Annotated in this window: 18 protein-coding genes; 12 read left to right on the forward strand and 6 right to left on the reverse strand. The window is 71.9% G+C overall.

Translation table 11 applies throughout. The features are described 5' to 3' along the window. Positions 1-17: 17 nt before the first annotated feature. Together VMR06_RS07625 and VMR06_RS07630 are read right to left on the reverse strand one after the other, a co-directional pair. A complete protein-coding gene (locus tag VMR06_RS07625; protein WP_325374775.1) occupies positions 18-443 on the reverse strand; it encodes a hypothetical protein in 426 nt (141 codons plus the stop codon). Positions 444-544: 101 nt separating this feature from the next. Further along, positions 545-1,036, reverse strand: coding sequence for a YiiD C-terminal domain-containing protein (locus VMR06_RS07630; protein WP_325374778.1), 492 nt, complete (start codon positions 1,034-1,036; stop codon positions 545-547). 155 nt (positions 1,037-1,191) lie between these two features. Between VMR06_RS07630 and VMR06_RS07635 the strand changes: the two genes are divergently transcribed. The 3 genes from VMR06_RS07635 to VMR06_RS07645 all read left to right on the forward strand — a co-directional run bounded on the left by VMR06_RS07635 (position 1,192) and on the right by VMR06_RS07645 (position 4,418). Then, positions 1,192-1,959, forward strand: a complete 768-nt coding sequence (locus VMR06_RS07635; RefSeq protein ID WP_325374780.1) for a uroporphyrinogen-III synthase — start codon at positions 1,192-1,194, stop codon at positions 1,957-1,959. A gap of 84 nt (positions 1,960-2,043) precedes the next feature. Further along, the gene (locus VMR06_RS07640; RefSeq protein ID WP_325374782.1) at positions 2,044-3,156 is read left to right on the forward strand and encodes a uroporphyrinogen-III C-methyltransferase; all 1,113 of its coding nucleotides are present in this window, start codon (positions 2,044-2,046) and stop codon (positions 3,154-3,156) included. Next, positions 3,153-4,418, forward strand: coding sequence for a heme biosynthesis HemY N-terminal domain-containing protein (locus tag VMR06_RS07645; RefSeq protein WP_325374784.1), 1,266 nt, complete (start codon positions 3,153-3,155; stop codon positions 4,416-4,418). The genes VMR06_RS07640 and VMR06_RS07645 overlap by 4 nt, the downstream gene beginning before the upstream one ends. A 24-nt stretch (positions 4,419-4,442) precedes the next feature. Here VMR06_RS07645 and VMR06_RS07650 read toward each other — a convergent pair whose 3' ends face one another. Then, the gene (locus tag VMR06_RS07650; RefSeq protein WP_325374786.1) at positions 4,443-5,063 is read right to left on the reverse strand and encodes a DUF2845 domain-containing protein; all 621 of its coding nucleotides are present in this window, start codon (positions 5,061-5,063) and stop codon (positions 4,443-4,445) included. Between the two features lie 92 nt (positions 5,064-5,155). On the opposite strand from VMR06_RS07650, the gene VMR06_RS07655 reads away from it, so the two are divergent. The 4 genes from VMR06_RS07655 to VMR06_RS07670 are packed head-to-tail and all read left to right on the forward strand — an operon-like array spanning position 5,156 to position 8,414. Next, positions 5,156-5,587 carry a hotdog fold thioesterase gene (locus tag VMR06_RS07655; RefSeq protein WP_325374788.1) on the forward strand — a complete coding sequence of 144 codons (432 nt, stop codon included), beginning with the start codon at positions 5,156-5,158 and terminating at the stop codon, positions 5,585-5,587. After that, positions 5,584-6,546, forward strand: coding sequence for a serine/threonine protein kinase (locus tag VMR06_RS07660; RefSeq protein ID WP_325374790.1), 963 nt, complete (start codon positions 5,584-5,586; stop codon positions 6,544-6,546). Before VMR06_RS07655 ends, VMR06_RS07660 begins: the two co-directional genes overlap by 4 nt. A gap of 49 nt (positions 6,547-6,595) precedes the next feature. After that, on the forward strand, positions 6,596-7,396 hold the full coding sequence (locus VMR06_RS07665; protein WP_325374792.1) for a lysophospholipid acyltransferase family protein: 801 nt from the start codon (positions 6,596-6,598) through the stop codon (positions 7,394-7,396). Positions 7,397-7,400: 4 nt separating this feature from the next. Beyond that, on the forward strand, positions 7,401-8,414 hold the full coding sequence (locus VMR06_RS07670) for a YheT family hydrolase (protein ID WP_325374794.1): 1,014 nt from the start codon (positions 7,401-7,403) through the stop codon (positions 8,412-8,414). Between the two features lie 217 nt (positions 8,415-8,631). Here the strand turns inward: VMR06_RS07670 and VMR06_RS07675 are convergent, their stop codons facing one another. Then, positions 8,632-10,611: a UvrD-helicase domain-containing protein gene (locus VMR06_RS07675; RefSeq protein WP_325374796.1), complete on the reverse strand. Its 1,980-nt coding sequence runs from the start codon at positions 10,609-10,611 to the stop codon at positions 8,632-8,634. A 237-nt stretch (positions 10,612-10,848) separates the two neighbouring features. Here VMR06_RS07675 and VMR06_RS07680 point away from each other — a divergent pair, with 237 nt between their 5' ends. From VMR06_RS07680 to VMR06_RS07690, 3 genes are all read left to right on the forward strand, one after another. Continuing rightward, complete coding sequence (locus tag VMR06_RS07680) at positions 10,849-11,196, forward strand: BON domain-containing protein (RefSeq protein WP_325374797.1); 348 nt, start codon at positions 10,849-10,851, stop codon at positions 11,194-11,196. Between the two features lie 56 nt (positions 11,197-11,252). After that, a complete protein-coding gene (locus VMR06_RS07685) occupies positions 11,253-11,450 on the forward strand; it encodes a CsbD family protein (RefSeq protein WP_325374799.1) in 198 nt (65 codons plus the stop codon). A gap of 113 nt (positions 11,451-11,563) precedes the next feature. After that, positions 11,564-12,205 (forward strand): thymidine kinase, encoded by a 642-nt coding sequence (locus VMR06_RS07690; protein WP_325374801.1) that lies wholly within the window; start codon positions 11,564-11,566, stop codon positions 12,203-12,205. On the opposite strand, the gene VMR06_RS07695 is transcribed toward VMR06_RS07690, so the two are convergent. Together VMR06_RS07695 and VMR06_RS07700 are read right to left on the reverse strand one after the other, a co-directional pair. Next, complete coding sequence (locus VMR06_RS07695; protein ID WP_325374803.1) at positions 12,196-12,945, reverse strand: M90 family metallopeptidase; 750 nt, start codon at positions 12,943-12,945, stop codon at positions 12,196-12,198. The genes VMR06_RS07690 and VMR06_RS07695 overlap by 10 nt on opposite strands. Before the next feature lie 46 nt (positions 12,946-12,991). Then, positions 12,992-13,414, reverse strand: coding sequence for a hypothetical protein (locus tag VMR06_RS07700; protein WP_325374805.1), 423 nt, complete (start codon positions 13,412-13,414; stop codon positions 12,992-12,994). Between the two features lie 301 nt (positions 13,415-13,715). Here VMR06_RS07700 and VMR06_RS07705 point away from each other — a divergent pair, with 301 nt between their 5' ends. Both VMR06_RS07705 and VMR06_RS07710 read left to right on the forward strand, forming a co-directional pair. Continuing rightward, positions 13,716-14,696 (forward strand): biotin--[acetyl-CoA-carboxylase] ligase, encoded by a 981-nt coding sequence (locus tag VMR06_RS07705; RefSeq protein WP_325374807.1) that lies wholly within the window; start codon positions 13,716-13,718, stop codon positions 14,694-14,696. Continuing rightward, complete coding sequence (locus VMR06_RS07710) at positions 14,693-15,427, forward strand: type III pantothenate kinase (RefSeq protein WP_325374809.1); 735 nt, start codon at positions 14,693-14,695, stop codon at positions 15,425-15,427. The genes VMR06_RS07705 and VMR06_RS07710 overlap by 4 nt, the downstream gene beginning before the upstream one ends. The last annotated feature ends 44 nt before the right edge of the window (positions 15,428-15,471 follow it).

Raw genomic sequence — 15,471 nt, forward strand, 5'->3', positions numbered from 1 at the left:
ATTCGCCGGCGCGCCGTTCAGTCCCGCCGCGTGATGTCCGGCAGCCCCGACGTCAGCCACCAGCGCTTCTGCCTGGCATCGTAACGCCAGACCTGACGATCGACGATCGTGCGCATGGCCTGCGTGTGCACGTTGATCAGACCGATCTCGACCACCTGATGCACCTCGGCGTCGCCGACCGGCACGGCCGGATGCTCGCTGTATTGACTGACCTGGACCTGCCGGTAGCGCGCCAGATCGGTCTCCGAGATCGGATGCTGTTCGAGATAGGCCGGATCGAGAAAGATCTGCGCCTGCGCGATGTCGCCCCAGCGCAGCGTGCTCGCGTACGAACGCAGCGTGTCGCGCAGCGCGCGCTCCTTGCCGCGGGTCGGATCGTTCGCGCAGCCAGCCAGCAGCAGCACCGGCGCCAGGACGGCCGCCAGCATCCAACGCCTCTTCATCGCTCACCTCCGTCGGTCAGGCCCCGCACACGCGCCGCCCGGCGCCGCATCGCGACGCGGCCGATGCGCGGCGATTGTCGCACCGAACCGCCACGTCCGGCTTACGCCCGAGCAGCCGCTCCGCGCATGCGCGCCGGATCGATCGCGACGAAGCGCGCGCTCAGCGATGCCGCGGCCGTGCCGTCCTGCAGCGGAACCTCGCAGACGATGCCGATCCGCGCCCGGCCGCGCGCGAGCAGGATGTCGAAGAACGCGTCGAACGACTCGCCCTCGGCCGGCCGCGCGATCGCGCTGAAGTCGCCCCAGACCGGCGCCAGATAGCGGATCACACTGTCGGCGATGTAGACCTCGGCGTCCGCTCCGCGCGCCTCGAGCTGCAGCCGCGCCAGTCCCCAGCCGGCCAGCGTCATCAGGCTCGCCAGGCTGCCGCCGAACGCGCAGCCCTTGTCGTTGATGTTCGGCGGCAGCGGCGCGGCCAGCGTCAACGCCCGTCCGTCGTAGCCGGCGACGCGCAGATCCATCGCGCGTGCGAGGGGAATCTCGTCTCGCAGCTTGCGTTCGAGATCGTGCAACGGCGCAGCGGAAGCGGGCATCGGTCCGAGCATGCAGGCGGGCGGTCCAGTCGGGAGCGCGCGAGTGTGCGCAATGCTGCGCAGCCACACAAGCCGAGCCGCGGCACCGCACGCGTATGATCGGGCGGCGTCGCGCACCGCACGACCGGGCGCAGCTGCCGAGAACCGATAGAGCGATGCCGTCCCGCGAACTCACACCGCATCTGATCGTCACGCGGCCTGCGCTGACCGCCGAGGCGATGCGGCGCGCGGTACGGCGCGGCGGCGCGCAGCCATTGTCGCTGCCCGGGCTCGCGCTGGCGGCGGCACCGGATCCGGACGCGGCGCGGTCGGCGCTCGATGCGGCGCGCCAGGCCTCGATCTGGATCGTCACGAGCCCGGCCGCGGTCCATTTCATGCGGCGCCTCGCACCGGGCATCGCGCCGCCGGCGCATACGTGCGTGCTCGCGGTCGGACGCGGCACCGCGCGAGCGCTCGGCCGGATCGGCATCGCGGCCGTCGCGCCCGACCGCCGGGAAGACAGCGAGGGCTTGCTGGCGCTGCCGCAGCTATGCGATCCGGCCGGTCTGCGCATCGCGCTGATCGGCGCGCCGGGCGGCCGCGGCCTGCTGGCGCCGACGCTGGCCGGACGCGGTGCCCAAATGCTGCCCGTACACGTCTATCGGCGCCTGCCGCCGCACTGGCGGCGCGCGCAGCTCGAGGCGGTGCTGGCGACGCGGGCGCCGGCCGCCACCTTGCTGTCGAGCGCGGAGGCGCTCGGCCACCTGGCCGCGCGATTGCCGGCCGAAGTCCGGCGCCGGCTGCAGGCCCTCCCGCTGATCGTCAGCAGCGAGCGGCTGGCGGCGGCGGCGCGCGGCGCCGGATTCGCCGACGTGCAGGTCGCCGCCTCGCCGGCACCGGGCGCCCTCGTGGCGGCCGCATTGGGACGGCTGCTCAGGGGCTGAGCGCCGCGGCGGCGCGCGCGATCGCCACCAACGTTAACCGATTCGTTAATGAATTGTTGGCGCGCCTGCACTACGATGCCGCGCATGGACGAAGCGATCGAATCGAAGCCGCCGGAGCCCGTCACGCCGCCGGCCAAGCCGGCACGGCGCGCGCAGCGCGGCGGTTTGGGCTGGCTGCTCGGCGTGCTGGCACTCGGCGGCGCCGCCTACGCGGTCTGGCAGGTCGGCCGGCTCGAGCATGCGCTGTCCGACTCGCGCGCCGCCGGCCTCGATCGCATCGAGGCGCGTCTGCAGCCGCTGGCGCAGAGCGTCGACCAGCTGCGCCGCGACGTCGAGGCGGTGCGCGCGCGCGTCGCCGACGGCGACGGCGTCAACCGCAGCCTGCGCGAGGAAGTGCTCGGTCTCGGCGAACGCTCGCGCAACCTCGAGGACGCCGTCGCCAATCTGGCCGATCAGCGCCTCAGCAGCCGCGATGCGATCGCGCTCAACGAGGCCGAATACCTGCTGCTGATCGCGCGCCAGCGCCTGGAGCTGTTCCAGGACGCGCAGGGTGCGCTGGCGGCCTACCGGCTCGCCGACGGCGCGCTGGCCGCGGCCGAGAACCCGCTGTACGCCTCGACCCGGCAGACCATCGCCGCCGAGATCGAGGCATTGGCCGCGGCCCGGCCGGCCGATACGCAGACCGCGCTCGGCACGCTCGAGCAGGTCCGCACCGCCGCCGCCGGCTGGCCGCTCAAGCCGGTCGAGGTCCGCGACGCGCCGGCCGCCGATTCGCGCTTCGCGCGGATGTTCGGCGCGTTCGTGCGCGTCTCGCGCGACGGCACCCAGGCGTCGGACGGCCGCGACCCGGCGCTGCAGCGCTCGCTGATCGCGATCGACCTGCGCCGTGCCGAAGCGGCCGTACTGGCGCGCGACGAGGCGGCCTACCGGCAGGCGCTGAGCAGCGTACAGGCCGGCATCCGGTCGGCATTCAACACCCACGATGGCGCGGTCGGCCGCGGTCTGGAGCAGCTCGACCAGCTGGCCGCCACGCCGCTCGCGCCGGCGCTGCCCGAACTCGGCACCGCGCTGCGCGAGCTGCGCAATCTGCGCGCGACGCGTGCGCTGTCGCAGCCGGCAACGCCGGCCGCCGGCCCGGCGGGCGATCCCGCAGCGCCCCCGACCGGCGAACCGGGCTCCGACGGAGCCGGCGCGTGAGGCTGTGGCTCGGCGTCGCCGTGCTGCTGGCGATCGCCGCCGCGGCGGCATTCGGCTGGCACTGGATGGCGGCCGATCCGGGCTATCTGCTGCTGCGTCTGCGCGGCTGGTCGATCGAGACCACGGTCATGTTCGCGCTGGTCGCGCTCGTCGCCGCCTGGATCGTCCTGTATCTGCTCTGGCGCCTCGTGCGCTGGCCGTTGCGCGCGCTCGGCCGGACGCGCGTGCGGCGCGGCCAGGCGCGACTCTCCGGCGGCCTGACCGCGCTCGCCGAGGGACGCTATGCGCAGGCCGAGCGCGATCTCGGCAAGCTCGCCGGACAGCCCGCGCTGCGCGGCCCGGCGCTGCTCGGCGTCGCCCAGGCCGCGCATGCGCGCGGCGACGACGACCGCGCCAACCGTGCGCTCGATCAGGTACCCGACGCCTGCGCGTCGGCCGCTCTGGTGCTGCGCGCACGCCAGCTGCTCGACGCCGGCCAGACCGAGGCCGCGCTGACCTTGCTCAGATCGGCCCTGGCCGACGGACGCCTGCCGCCGGTCGGCCAGCAACTGCTGGTCGAGACCGCGCTGACGGTCGACGACCCGGACACGGCGGTCGCCGCACTCGAGGCGCTCGCGCGCGCGCAGACCGTCGCGCCGGCCCTGCTCGAGGCGCTCGACGTGCGCGTGCGAGAGGCCAGCCTGCGGCACGCGCCCGATGCCGCACGGCTCAATGCGCTCTGGAGCGGACTGAGCCGCGCGATGCGGCGGCGTCCCGAACTCATCGAGGCATTCGCGCGGCGTGCGGCGGCACTGGGCCAGATCCTGGCCGCGATGGACGAGATCCAGTCGGCGCAGAAGCGGCAATGGAGCGAACGGCTGGCGGCCGCCTATGGCGAGCTCGGCGCGCTGGAGCTGCCGAGCCGCAGCCGCACGGCCGAGTCGTGGCTGGCGATCGCGCCGAACAGCCCGGCGCTGCTGACGACGCTCGGCCGGCTGCATGGCGAGCTCGGCGCCTGGACCAAGGCCGAGCATTACCTCGAACGCGCGCGCGCGGCCTCCGAGACGCCGGCCGTCTGGGAAGCGCTCGGCGACTGCCGGCTGGCGCGCGGCGCCGCGGCCGACGCCGCGCGCTGCTATCGCAATGCGCTGGCCCTGGCGCGCGGCGAGCCGAGCCGTCCGCTCGATGCCGACACCGGGACCGCGAGCGGCATCGATACGCATGCGCTGATGGTCGAGGAACGCAACGCGCACGGCGTGCCGCAACTGCCATTGATCCGCTGAAAGCCGGTCCGCGGGACCCGGCGCTCAGCGCAGCAGACGATCGATGCCGACGACGCGTCCGTCGATCAGGCGCGCTTCGTAGACGACCCGCGCATCGGCGCCGTCGTAGAGCCAGGTTTCGTCGCGCTGCTCGCGCCATTGCTCCTGGCGCGGTCCGGGCCGGCGCACGATCGTGACCGGCCGGCTGCGGCGCGAGGCCGGTTCGCCGCAGCGCGCGACCAGCTCGCCGCTGCTCAGGCCCTGCCAGGCGGCCGGCATCGGACAGCCCGCGCCGAGATCGCGCACGCCGTAGCCGAGCGTCTCCTCGCGCTGCAGCACGCCGTCGCGGAAGATCAGCCGCCGCATCAGGTCGCGCGGACCGAAATTGAAATACCAGGCCTCGTAATGCACCTCGACCTGCCGCTCGAGCGGTGTGCGCGCGCCGAGTACGTCGACGCCGGCGTAGGCGTCGATCCAGAACGGCGCACCGCAGCGTTCGCGCACCTGGAAGTCGCGATCGCCTTCACCGACCAGACGGCTGCCGCAGCGCATCGCCGCGGCGGACGTGCTGGCGAGCAGGGCGACCGCGAGCAGCGGCCAGCGCCGCGGTCGGCGGGTGCGGCGCGAGGCGGCGGGGGACAACGCGCGGACGGACGGGACGGTCATCGGCTGATCAGACGCGATCACGCCGCGCAGCGTCGCAGATCGGGGCACCGAACCGCGCTTGCTATAGTCCGCCCCTCTCCGAGGAGCGCCGCATGTCGATCTGGAAGCAAGCCGTCGATCTGGACACACTCAACGCCTGGAGCCGCCAGAGCCTGGTCGGTACGCTCGGGATCGAGCTGACCGAGGCTGGCGAGGACTTCCTGCGCGGCACGATGCCGGTCGACGCGCGTACCCGCCAGCCGTTCGGCCTGCTGCACGGCGGCGCCTCCGTGGCGTTGGCCGAGACGCTCGGCAGCGTGGCCGGCAATCACTGCGTCGGCGACGGCTACATGGTCGTCGGCGTCGAGATCAACGCCAATCACCTGCGCGCCAAGACCGACGGCGTCGTGACCGGCACCGCGCGGCCGCTGCACGTCGGCCGCAGCACCCAGGTCTGGGAGATCCGCATCGAGGACGAGCGCGAGCGCCTGGTCTGCATCTCGCGGATCACGCTGGCGGTGGTGCCGCGGCCCGCGGCGTCGTGACCGGGCCCTCGGCCGCGCCGTACGCGGGGCTCGGGCCCGACCAGGTGCTCGACGCGGTGGCGGCGGCCGGCTTCGAGCCGGACGGCCGCCTGCTCGCGCTGCCGAGCTACGAGAACCGCGTCTACCAGGTCGGCATCGAGGACGGGCCCGGCCTGGTCGTCAAGTTCTACCGGCCGCAGCGCTGGAGCGACGCGGCCATCGCCGAGGAACAGGCGTTCGCCTGCGAGCTGGCCGAGGCCGAGCTGCCGGTCGTTGCGCCGATCGCGGTCGGCGGCCGGTATCTGCTGCGCCACGCCGGCTTTCGCTACGCGCTGTTTCCGCGCCGCGGCGGCCGTGCGCCGGAGCTCGAATCGGCCGAACACCTGGCCTGGATCGGACGGCTGCTGGCGCGGATCCACGCGGTCGGCTCGCGCGGCAGCTTCGCGCACCGCGGCCGCATCGATGCGGAGACCTACGTGCGCGCCCCGGCGCGCACGGTCGTCGCCTCCGGTCTGCTGCCCGGCCTGCACCATGGCCGCTATCTCGCGCTGACGGCGGCGCTGGCCGAGCGCATCGAGGCGGTGTTCGCGGCGGTCGCGCCGCGCACGCTGCGCCTGCACGGCGACTGTCATGCCGGCAACGTGCTGTGGACCGATGCCGGACCGCACTTCGTCGACCTCGACGACGCGCGGACCGGCCCGGCGATCCAGGATCTGTGGATGCTGGCGCCGTCGGCCGAGGCGCTCGACGCGCTGCTCGAAGGCTATGGCGAGTTCCGCGACTTCGACTGGAACGAACGCCGCCTGATCGAACCGCTGCGCACGATGCGCCAGATCCATTGGGCCGGCTGGGTCGCGGCGCGCTGGCACGACCCGGCGTTCCCGGCCGCGTTCGCGCAGGTCGGCGAGGCGCGCTGGTGGGACCAGCATCTGGCCGATCTGGCCGAAGCTGCCGACCGGCTGGCCGAGGCGGCGCACTGACCGATGCTGCGACGCATCAGCCGGCGGTGCTTGGTGTCATAATCGGCCGATGAGCATTCCGGCCGAATCCTCCCGCCCCGTCCGCGACCCCTGGCGGCCGCTGCGCTACCTGATCCGGATTCCGCTGCTGCTCGTCCACGTCGTATTCGCGATCCTGATCGCGCTGCTGCTGGCCAGCACGACGCTGTCCGGGATCGGCGGCCGCGACGACCGGCGCCTCGGCAAGCGCCTGATCCGCTGGTGGTCGGCGACGCTGCTGCGCATCTGCGGCTTCCGCATCCGTGCCTACGGCACGCCGTTGCCCGGCGCGGTCCTGTTCGTCGCCAACCACATCTCCTGGCTCGACATCGTCCTGCTGCATAGCCAGCGCGCAGTCAATTTCGTCGCCAAGAGCGAGATCGCGCGCTGGCCGCTAGTCGGCTGGCTCGCCGCGCGCGGCGGCACGATCTTCCATCGCCGCGGCAATACCGATTCGCTGGCGGCCGTGATGGCGCGGGTCGTGGTCCAGCTGCGCGCCGGCGAACCGGTCGGCGTGTTTCCGGAAGGCGGCAGCGGCCACGGCAATCGCGTCGGCACGTTCCATGCGCGCATCTTCCAGACCGCGCTCGACGCGGGGGTGCCGGTGCAGCCGGTCGCGCTGCGCTACGGACGCGGCGGACGCCAGCACCCGGATGTGCCGTTCGGCGTCAAGGAGAGCTTCTTCGCGAACTTCCTGCGCATCCTCGGCCATGCGCCGATGGACGCGGAAATCCACTTCCTCGAGCCGGTCGCGCCGACGCCCGACGCGCGCCGGCTGATGGCCGAGGAATCGCGCCGGCGCATCGTCGCCGTACTCGGCTACGGAGACTGACGGCATGGCGGTCAGCGCAGCCGACTTCAGACCGCACCCGCTGCTGCGCAACCGCCACCTGCAGTCGATCCTCGCCTCCAGCGGCGTGCGCCGGCTGCTGCGGCGTCCGTCGCGACCGCCCGTTCTGCACGGCGCGGTCGAGCACATCCTCGACTGCGGCGACGGCGTGCGCCTGCAGGGCTTCTTCAACCGGCAGGCCGCGCGTGAAGAGGCGCGCGGCCTGGTCGTCGTGCTGCATGGCTGGGAAGGCAGTGCCGAATCGGCCTACGTCGTCGCCACCGCCGCGCGCCTGCTGCGCGAAGGCTACGACGTGTTCCGCCTGAACTTCCGCGACCACGGCCGGACCCATCACCTCAACCCCGGCATCTTCCATTCCTGCCTGATCGACGAGGCGGTCGGCGCGGTGGCGGCGGTCGGACGTCTCGACCCGCAGCGGCCGCTGGCGATCGTCGGCTTCTCGCTCGGCGGCAATTTCGCGCTGCGCATCGCGCTGCGCGCGCCTGCCGCGGAGATCGCGCTGCGCTACGTGCTGGCGGTATGTCCGGTCGTCGATCCGATGGCCGGCCTGTTCGGCCTGGAAACCGGTCCGCGCCTGTACGAGCGCTATTTCATGCACAAATGGCGCGAATCGCTGCGGCTCAAGCAGGCGGCATTTCCGGATGCGGCGCTGTTCGACGAGGCGGACCTGCGCTGCGGCCTGCGCGAACTGACGCGGCTGCTGGTGCTGCGTCACACGGCGTTCGGATCGCTCGAGCACTACTTGAACGGCTATTCGATCGCTGGACGGACCCTGGCCGGCCTGACTGTGCCGGCGACGATCCTGACCGCGGCCGACGATCCGGTCATCCCGGTCGCCGACTTCCACGCACTCGAACTGCCGCCGCAGGCCGAACTGGACATCGCGCGCTACGGCGGACATTGCGCGTTCATCGGCGACTTCTCGCTGCGCAGCTGGACCGAGGACTACATCGCCGAGCGTTTCGACCGGCACGTCGGGCGGCTCGACGGCGCCGCTTGAGCGCCTCTCGATCGCGACCGCCCCGGCGCCTCGGCAGCGGTTGAAGGGGGCGAGCTCGAGAGCCGATCCGCTCGTCCGGCATCTGCGCGAGCGCGGCGACCGTCACGGACCGATACGCACGCGCTCGTCGCTCGTGCGCAAGCTCGCATCGAGCCGCAGCATGAGGCCGAGGCCGCAGCATCGCGGCGCCGAACGGCGCCGCGGTCCGCGCCGCAGCTCAGTCGGCGAGCAGGCTGGCGATCCGCGCCAGATGCGAGGACGCCAGCTCCTTGCGGTGCTCGGCATCGGCCTGCTGGTCGCGGCCGGACCAGACCAGATCGTCCTGCGGCAGCTCCTGCAGGAAGCGGCTGACGTCGTTGGCGACGATCTCGCCGAAGCGGCGCTTGCGCTTGGCATAGCTCAGCGTCAGCTGTTCCTTGGCGCGCGTGATGCCGACGTACATCAGGCGCCGTTCCTCCTCGACGCGGCCCTCCTCGAGGCTGCCCTCGTGCGGCAGCACGCCTTCCTCGACGCCGACGATGAACACGAAGCGGAACTCCAGCCCCTTGGCCCCGTGCAGCGTCATCAGGCGCACGGCATTGCCGGGATCGTCACGGTCGGCATTGGTCAGCAGCGCGAGCTGCGCGGCGAGGTCGCCGCTGGCGCCGTCCTTCTGCATCGCGCGGAACCAGTCGGCGAGTTCCTCGAGATTCTCCAGGCGGCGCTGGCGCAGCGACGGCTCCTTGATCTGCACGGTCAGATGCTCGGCATAGCGCGTGCGGCGAATCAGCTCGCCGACCAGTTCGGCCGCCGGCATCCGCTCGGCCAGCGCGGCGAGCTCGGCGATCAGGCCGACGAAGCCGGCCAGCGCGGCGCCCGGCCGCGCGGCGAGCTGCGCGAGCACCGCGTCGCTGCGTGCGGCCTGCAGCAATGAGACGTGGCGCGCGCCGGCCAGCTCGCCGAGCTTCTCGAGCGTGGTCGCGCCGATATCGCGGCGCGGCGTGTTGACCACGCGCAGGAATGCCGCGTCGTCGTCGGGATTGTTGGCCAGACGCAGATACGCCAGCAGGTCCTTGACCTCGGCGCGATCGAGGAACGCCGTGCCGCCGGTCAGGTGATAGGTCACGCGTGCCAGGCGCAGCGCCTTCTCGAGCACGCGCGACTGGAAGTTGCCGCGGTAGAGCACCGCGAAGTCGCTCCAGCGCGCCTTGTGCTTCTCGGCCAGGAAGCTGATCTCGCCGGCGACGCGCTCGGCCTCGTGCTCGTCGTCTCGGCATTCGACGACGCGGATCGGCGGGCCCTCGCCGGCCTCGCTCCACAGGCGCTTCTCGAACAGATGCGCGTTGTGGGCGATCAGCGCATTGGCGGCGCGCAGGATGCGGCGCGCGCAGCGGTAGTTCTGTTCGAGCTTGACGACCCTGAGCTGCGGATAATCGCGCGCGAGCTCGCCGAGGTTCTCCGGATTGGCGCCGCGCCAGGCGTAGATGCTCTGGTCGTCGTCGCCGACCGCGGTGAACGCGCCGCGCGCGCCGGCCAGCGCCTTGATCAGCCGGTACTGGCCGGCATTGGTGTCCTGGTACTCGTCGATCAGCAGATAGCGGATCCGCTCCTGCCAGATCGTACGCGCCTCATCGTCGCTCTCGAGGATCGTCAGTGGCAGGCGGATCAGATCGTCGAAGTCGACCGCGTTGAACGCGGCAAGGCGCTTCTGGTAGAGCTCGTAGATCATCGCCGCCTCGCGCTCGCGCGCGCCGTTCGCGCGCATCGCCGCCTGCTCGGGCGTGAGGCCGTCGTTCTTCGCGCGCGACACCAGCGTCTGCAGCGCGAACAGCGCGTCGTTCTTGATGCCCTTGGGGGCCAGCTCCTTGATCAGGTTCTGCGCGTCGTCGGCATCGAACACCGAGAAGCCGCGGCGCAGGCCGGCGCGCGCATGCTCGATCTGCAGGAACTTGAGACCCAGCGCGTGGAACGTGCAGACCGTCAGGCCCTCGGCCTGCGAGCCGGACACTAGCTTGCCGACGCGCTCGCGCATCTCGCGCGAGGCCTTGTTGGTGAACGTGATCGCGGCGATCTTCGACGCCGACAGCTGATGGCGCTTGATCAGATGCGCGATCTTCTCGGTGATCACGCGCGTCTTGCCGGAACCGGCACCGGCCAGGACCAGCAGCGGACCCTGCACGTGTTCGATCGCGGCGCGTTGTTGGGGATTGAGGCTCATGGGCGCGCGGAGTTTACCTGCAAGAGGCGCATCGCCGCCGCGCGAATCGATGCGCGGACGGGCACGATCAACACCCGGCCTTGCGCGTCGGGAAGCTGAATCGCGACCTGATTAAATTCTCGTTGTTCATCGCCGGTAGGTGCTCGGCAGTGCAGCTTGCGTTCCCACGGCGCGACGCTCAGAACGTCGCAGCCCTACCGAGTCCCGATCGATCGGGATACCAACCAGGAGACAACGATGAAACTGCTTTCGCCCAAGACGCTACTCACGCATTCGCTGGCGCTGGCGCTCGCCGCCGGTGGAAGTATCGCCTTTGCGGACAGCGCCGCGACCACGCCCGACAACGCGGCCGACAAGAAGTCCGAGCAGCCGGTGTCCGATACCTGGATCACCACCAAGGTGAAGGCGGAACTGGCGGCCACCGACGGCGTCAAGAGCACCGACATCTCGGTCGAGACCACCAATGGCGTGGTCACCCTGATCGGCGTGCAGGAGAGCAAGACCGCGGTCGACAAGGCCATCGCGGCGGCACGCAGCATCAAGGGCGTCAAGGACGTCGACGCATCGGGCCTGAAGACGATGTAACGCCCGCCCGCCGGACCGCCGCCCGGTTCGGCCTCTCATCCAAGCAGGAGACATCCATGAACGAAGATCGCATCAAGGGCCAGTGGAAACAGCTGGCCGGCAAGATCAAGGCCAAGTGGGGCAAGCTGACCGACGATGACCTGACGGTCGCCGAAGGCAACAGCGAGTACCTCGCCGGCAAGGTCCAGGAGCGTTACGGCATTGCCAAGGACGAAGCCGAGAAGCAGGTCCGCGAGTTCAACCGCGACTTCTGATCGACGTCCCGGTGGACCTACCAACGGAGCCCGGCCATCTGGCCGGGCTCTTTTCGTTTGGCGGCTCCGGCCGCTTCGTGGTTTGATCGCAGCTCGTCCTTCCGGTCGATGCGATGGCCAAGCTGCATTTCTATTTTTCGGCGATGAACGCCGGCAAGACCACGACGCTGCTGCAGAGCGCCTACAACTATCAGGAGCGCGGCATGCGCACGCTGATCCTGACGCCGGCGCTGGACCGTCGCGCCGGTGCCGGCGTGGTGGCGTCGCGGATCGGCCTGCGCGCACAGGCGCTCGCATTCGATGCCGAGGACGATCTGCATGCGCGCGTGCGCGACGATGTCGCCGCGCACGGCCTGCTCGGCTGCGTGCTGGTCGACGAGGCGCAGTTCCTCGGCAAGGCGCAAGTCTGGCAGCTGACCGACGTGGTCGACCGGCTCGGCGTGCCGGTGCTGGCCTATGGGCTGCGCACCGATTTTCGCGGCGAGCTGTTCGAGGGCAGCCAGTATCTGCTGGCCTGGGCCGATGAGCTGGTCGAGATCAAGACGATCTGCCACAGCGGCAGGAAGGCGACGATGGTGGTGCGCGTGGACGACCACGGCCGCGCGATCACCGATGGACCGCAGGTCGAAATCGGCGGCAACGAGCGCTACGTGTCGGTCAGCCGGGCCGAGTACAAGAAGATCGTCGCCGGTCAGCATCGCATCGAGCTGCAGCAGCCGGTGCTGCCGCTGGACGGATCGGACGCTCAGCCGTAGTAGCGGCGCAGCAGATCGGCGACGGCCGGCAGCGCGTCGCCGAGCAGCGCCGGGTCCGAGAAGTGCAGCTCGCTGACCACCGCGAAGAACTCCTCGGCGCTCTCGCCGGCGTACGGATCGATCGCCGGTTCTTCGCCGGCGTCGAGCATCGAGAGGAGGTCGTCGTAGGCGGCCTGCATCGTCGCGATCCACTCGCGGCGCGGCAGCGACGCCGGCAGCGCCGGCACGCCGTTCATCGCGCCGTCGAGCAGGTCGAGCTTGTGCGCGATCTCGTGCACGACGACGTTGAAGCCGTCGAACGGACGCTCCAGATCGGCCGCGACGTCGGCCCACGACACGATCAGCGGCCCGCGTTCCCAGGCCTCGCCGATCAGGGTCTCCTCGCCCTCGGTCACGACGCCGGAATCCTCGTCGTGATACTCGCGCCTGACCCGGAACTCGCCGGGGTAGACGATGACCTCGCGCCAGCCGCTCAACGCGTCGAAGCCGAGGTTCAGCACCGGCAGCGCCGCGAGTGCGGCGATCGCCAGACACTGCGCGTCGTCCAGGACGTGACCGGCGGCCGCGCTGAAGCGCTTGTGCGCGAGGAAGCGTTCGGTCAGCGCGCGCAGCGCGTGCAGGCGGCCGGACTCGAGCGTGCCGAACAGCGCACTGCTCGCCAGCAGGCGGTGCCAGTCCTCGTCGCCGATGCGGTCGGGCGGTTGTATCGTTTCGCGCAGACGCGACAGCCAGCCGATCATGCGGGGCCGGATCGATCCCGGCGCCGGCGCGCGGCGCACGCGGCGGTCACTTGATCGCGCCGGGCACCAGCGATTGCCAGCGATGACCGGTCTTGCGCTCGCCGGCGGGTGCACCCGCGGCACCCGGCAAGGTGGCGCGGACCGGTGCGACCGGGCGAACCGCGACCGCGTCGTCGTCGCCGTCGTCCGCTGCGGCCGGCGCCGCGGCCGGGAGCGCCGGCAGGGCCGGTGCGGCGGCGCCGCTGCTGACGGTGCCGACGCTGCGCAGATAGCCGCCGCTGCCGCCTTCACGGACCGCTTCGGGCTCGCCGCCACGCGGGGAGGAGGTGCGCGCCGGTTCGATGCCCGAATCGCCGCCGGCCACGGCGCCGAGGCCGAACGGAATCGACCGGGCACAGACCGGGGCAGAAACGGCGAGCAGGAGTCCGAGACCCGCCAGGCTGCTGAGCAACAAGCTGCGTAAGGACATCGGTCGAATCCAGTGGGGGGACCGGTCGCATGGCGTCGAGAACGGCGATCCTCGCATGATCGGGAACTGAACGCCAGTGCATGTGCCAAACGTCAAGCAGGCATCGTGCCAGCCGCCAATTGCTTGATACAGCTCGATTTTGCAAGTGTCCGCGGACGCGAGCGGACAGTGCCGGACAGGCCGCGGCGTCCGCTGGCGGCCAGGCCGGACACGCAAGGGACCGCTCGCGCCCGCGCCGACGCGGCGCCCGTGCGCCCGCCACCCGCGTGCCGGGCGCGCCGCGCCGCTACACTGCGCGGCGATGTCGCACGCCTCGCCTCCCGCCGTCCTGGCCGCCCTGCTCGATCGACCCGATGCCTCGGGAGCCGACCTTGCCCGCCAGCTCGGGCTCAGCCGCGCGGCGGTCTGGAAACAGATCCAGACGCTGCGCGCAGCCGGGCTCGCCGTCACTGCGCAGGCCGGCATCGGCTACCGGCTCGACGCGCCGCTCGAGCTGCTCGATGCCGCGGCGATCCTCGACGGCCTGGACGCCGTCCAGCAGGCGCGGCTCGGCGATCTCGCCGTGCACTGGCAGCTCGATTCGACCAACAGCGCCCTGCTGCGCCGCGCCGGCGAGGACCGGCGCGACCGGCTGGCCTGCCTGGCCGAACTGCAGACCCAGGGCCGCGGGCGGCGCGGACGCAGCTGGCAGACGCCGCTCGGCGGCGGCCTGGCGGTCTCGCTGCTGAAGCGCTTCGACGGCGCGATGGCCGGTCTGGCCGGCCTCAGCGCCGCGGTCGGCGTCATGGTGGTACGCGCGCTGGCCGACTGCGGCGTCGACCAGGCGCGCCTGAAGTGGCCCAACGACGTCACCGCCGGCGACCGCAAGCTTGCCGGCATCCTGATCGAGCTCGGCGGCGATGCGCTCGGTCCCTGCTACGCGGTGATCGGCATCGGCATCAATCTGCGGCTCGACCGCGCGATCGCGATCGACCAGCCCTGGATCGATCTGGCGAGCCTCGCGGACGACTTGCCCAGCCGCAATCGTCTGGCCGGCCGGGTGCTGGCGCGGCTGATCGAGGGACTCGACGTCTTCGCCGCGCACGGCCTGGCGGCGTTTGCCGAGGACTACGCGCGGCTCGACGCGCTGCGCGATCGGCCGGTGCGCGCGATCGGCCCGGCCGGCGAGCGCACCGGCATCGCCCGCGGCCTCGGGGCGGACGGCAGTCTGCGCCTCGACACCGGTCACGGCGAGGTCCGCGTCGACAGCGGTGAAGTCAGCATCCGGCTCGGCGGACCATGAAACTGCTGATCGATTTCGGCAATACGCGGCTCAAGTGGGCGACCGCGACCACCGGCCGGCTCACGGCCGGCCAGCCGGTCGCGGCCGATGCGCCGGCGTTGTCCGATGCGCTCGGCACCGCGTTCGCGGCCCTGGCCGGACGCATCGACGGCGTGCTGGTGTCCAGCGTCGTATCCGACGCGCGCGAAACGGAACTGCGCGCATTGCTCGATACGACGCTGCCGGGCGTGCCGGTGAGCTTCGTGCGCAGCCCGGCCAGCGCATTGGGCGTGCGCAATGCCTATGCCGAACCGCAGCGGCTCGGCGTCGACCGCTTCCTGGCGCTGGTCGCGCTGCACGCGCAGCCGCGGGCGCAAGTGCTGGTCAGCGTCGGCACCGCGCTGACCCTCGATGCACTGGCGGCCGACGGGCGCCATCTCGGCGGTCTGATCGCGGCGAGCCCGACGCTGACGCGCGGCGCGCTCGCCGCCGCGACCGCGCGGCTGCTGCCGCCTTCGCGCGAAGTGCATCTGCTCGCCGATTCGACCGCCGACGCGGTGCAGTCGGGCGCCGTGCTGGCCGCGGTCGCGCTGACCGAGCGCTTTCGCAGCGGCGCGGCCGGACCGCTCGGCGCCTGGCCGGCCCTGGTGCTGGCCGGCGGCGGCGCCGACGAACTGGCGCCGTGGCTGCCCGACGCCGAGCGCATCGACGATCTGGTGCTGCAGGGACTGGCGCGCTGGGCGTCGGGCTGAGGCCGCGCGACGCGCATCGCGCACAGGCCGCGCGCAAAGCTCTA

Source organism: Dokdonella sp., assembly GCF_035511235.1.
Classification (GTDB): domain Bacteria; phylum Pseudomonadota; class Gammaproteobacteria; order Xanthomonadales; family Rhodanobacteraceae; genus Dokdonella.

Bases quoted from the DNA above. Each gene is read 5' to 3' on its own strand.
- VMR06_RS07665 (WP_325374792.1), top strand. From the start codon at position 6,596: ATGAGCATTCCGGCCGAATCCTCCCGCCCCGTCCGCGACCCCTGGCGG.
- VMR06_RS07675 (WP_325374796.1), bottom strand. From the start codon at position 10,611: ATGAGCCTCAATCCCCAACAACGCGCCGCGATCGAACACGTGCAGGGT.
- VMR06_RS07640 (WP_325374782.1), top strand. From the start codon at position 2,044: ATGGACGAAGCGATCGAATCGAAGCCGCCGGAGCCCGTCACGCCGCCG.
- VMR06_RS07680 (WP_325374797.1), top strand. From the start codon at position 10,849: ATGAAACTGCTTTCGCCCAAGACGCTACTCACGCATTCGCTGGCGCTG.
- VMR06_RS07690 (WP_325374801.1), top strand. From the start codon at position 11,564: ATGGCCAAGCTGCATTTCTATTTTTCGGCGATGAACGCCGGCAAGACC.
- VMR06_RS07635 (WP_325374780.1), top strand. From the start codon at position 1,192: ATGCCGTCCCGCGAACTCACACCGCATCTGATCGTCACGCGGCCTGCG.
- VMR06_RS07670 (WP_325374794.1), top strand. From the start codon at position 7,401: ATGGCGGTCAGCGCAGCCGACTTCAGACCGCACCCGCTGCTGCGCAAC.
- VMR06_RS07625 (WP_325374775.1), bottom strand. From the start codon at position 443: ATGAAGAGGCGTTGGATGCTGGCGGCCGTCCTGGCGCCGGTGCTGCTG.
- VMR06_RS07710 (WP_325374809.1), top strand. From the start codon at position 14,693: ATGAAACTGCTGATCGATTTCGGCAATACGCGGCTCAAGTGGGCGACC.
- VMR06_RS07655 (WP_325374788.1), top strand. From the start codon at position 5,156: ATGTCGATCTGGAAGCAAGCCGTCGATCTGGACACACTCAACGCCTGG.
- VMR06_RS07685 (WP_325374799.1), top strand. From the start codon at position 11,253: ATGAACGAAGATCGCATCAAGGGCCAGTGGAAACAGCTGGCCGGCAAG.
- VMR06_RS07700 (WP_325374805.1), bottom strand. From the start codon at position 13,414: ATGTCCTTACGCAGCTTGTTGCTCAGCAGCCTGGCGGGTCTCGGACTC.
- VMR06_RS07695 (WP_325374803.1), bottom strand. From the start codon at position 12,945: ATGATCGGCTGGCTGTCGCGTCTGCGCGAAACGATACAACCGCCCGAC.
- VMR06_RS07705 (WP_325374807.1), top strand. From the start codon at position 13,716: ATGTCGCACGCCTCGCCTCCCGCCGTCCTGGCCGCCCTGCTCGATCGA.
- VMR06_RS07650 (WP_325374786.1), bottom strand. From the start codon at position 5,063: ATGACCGTCCCGTCCGTCCGCGCGTTGTCCCCCGCCGCCTCGCGCCGC.
- VMR06_RS07630 (WP_325374778.1), bottom strand. From the start codon at position 1,036: ATGCCCGCTTCCGCTGCGCCGTTGCACGATCTCGAACGCAAGCTGCGA.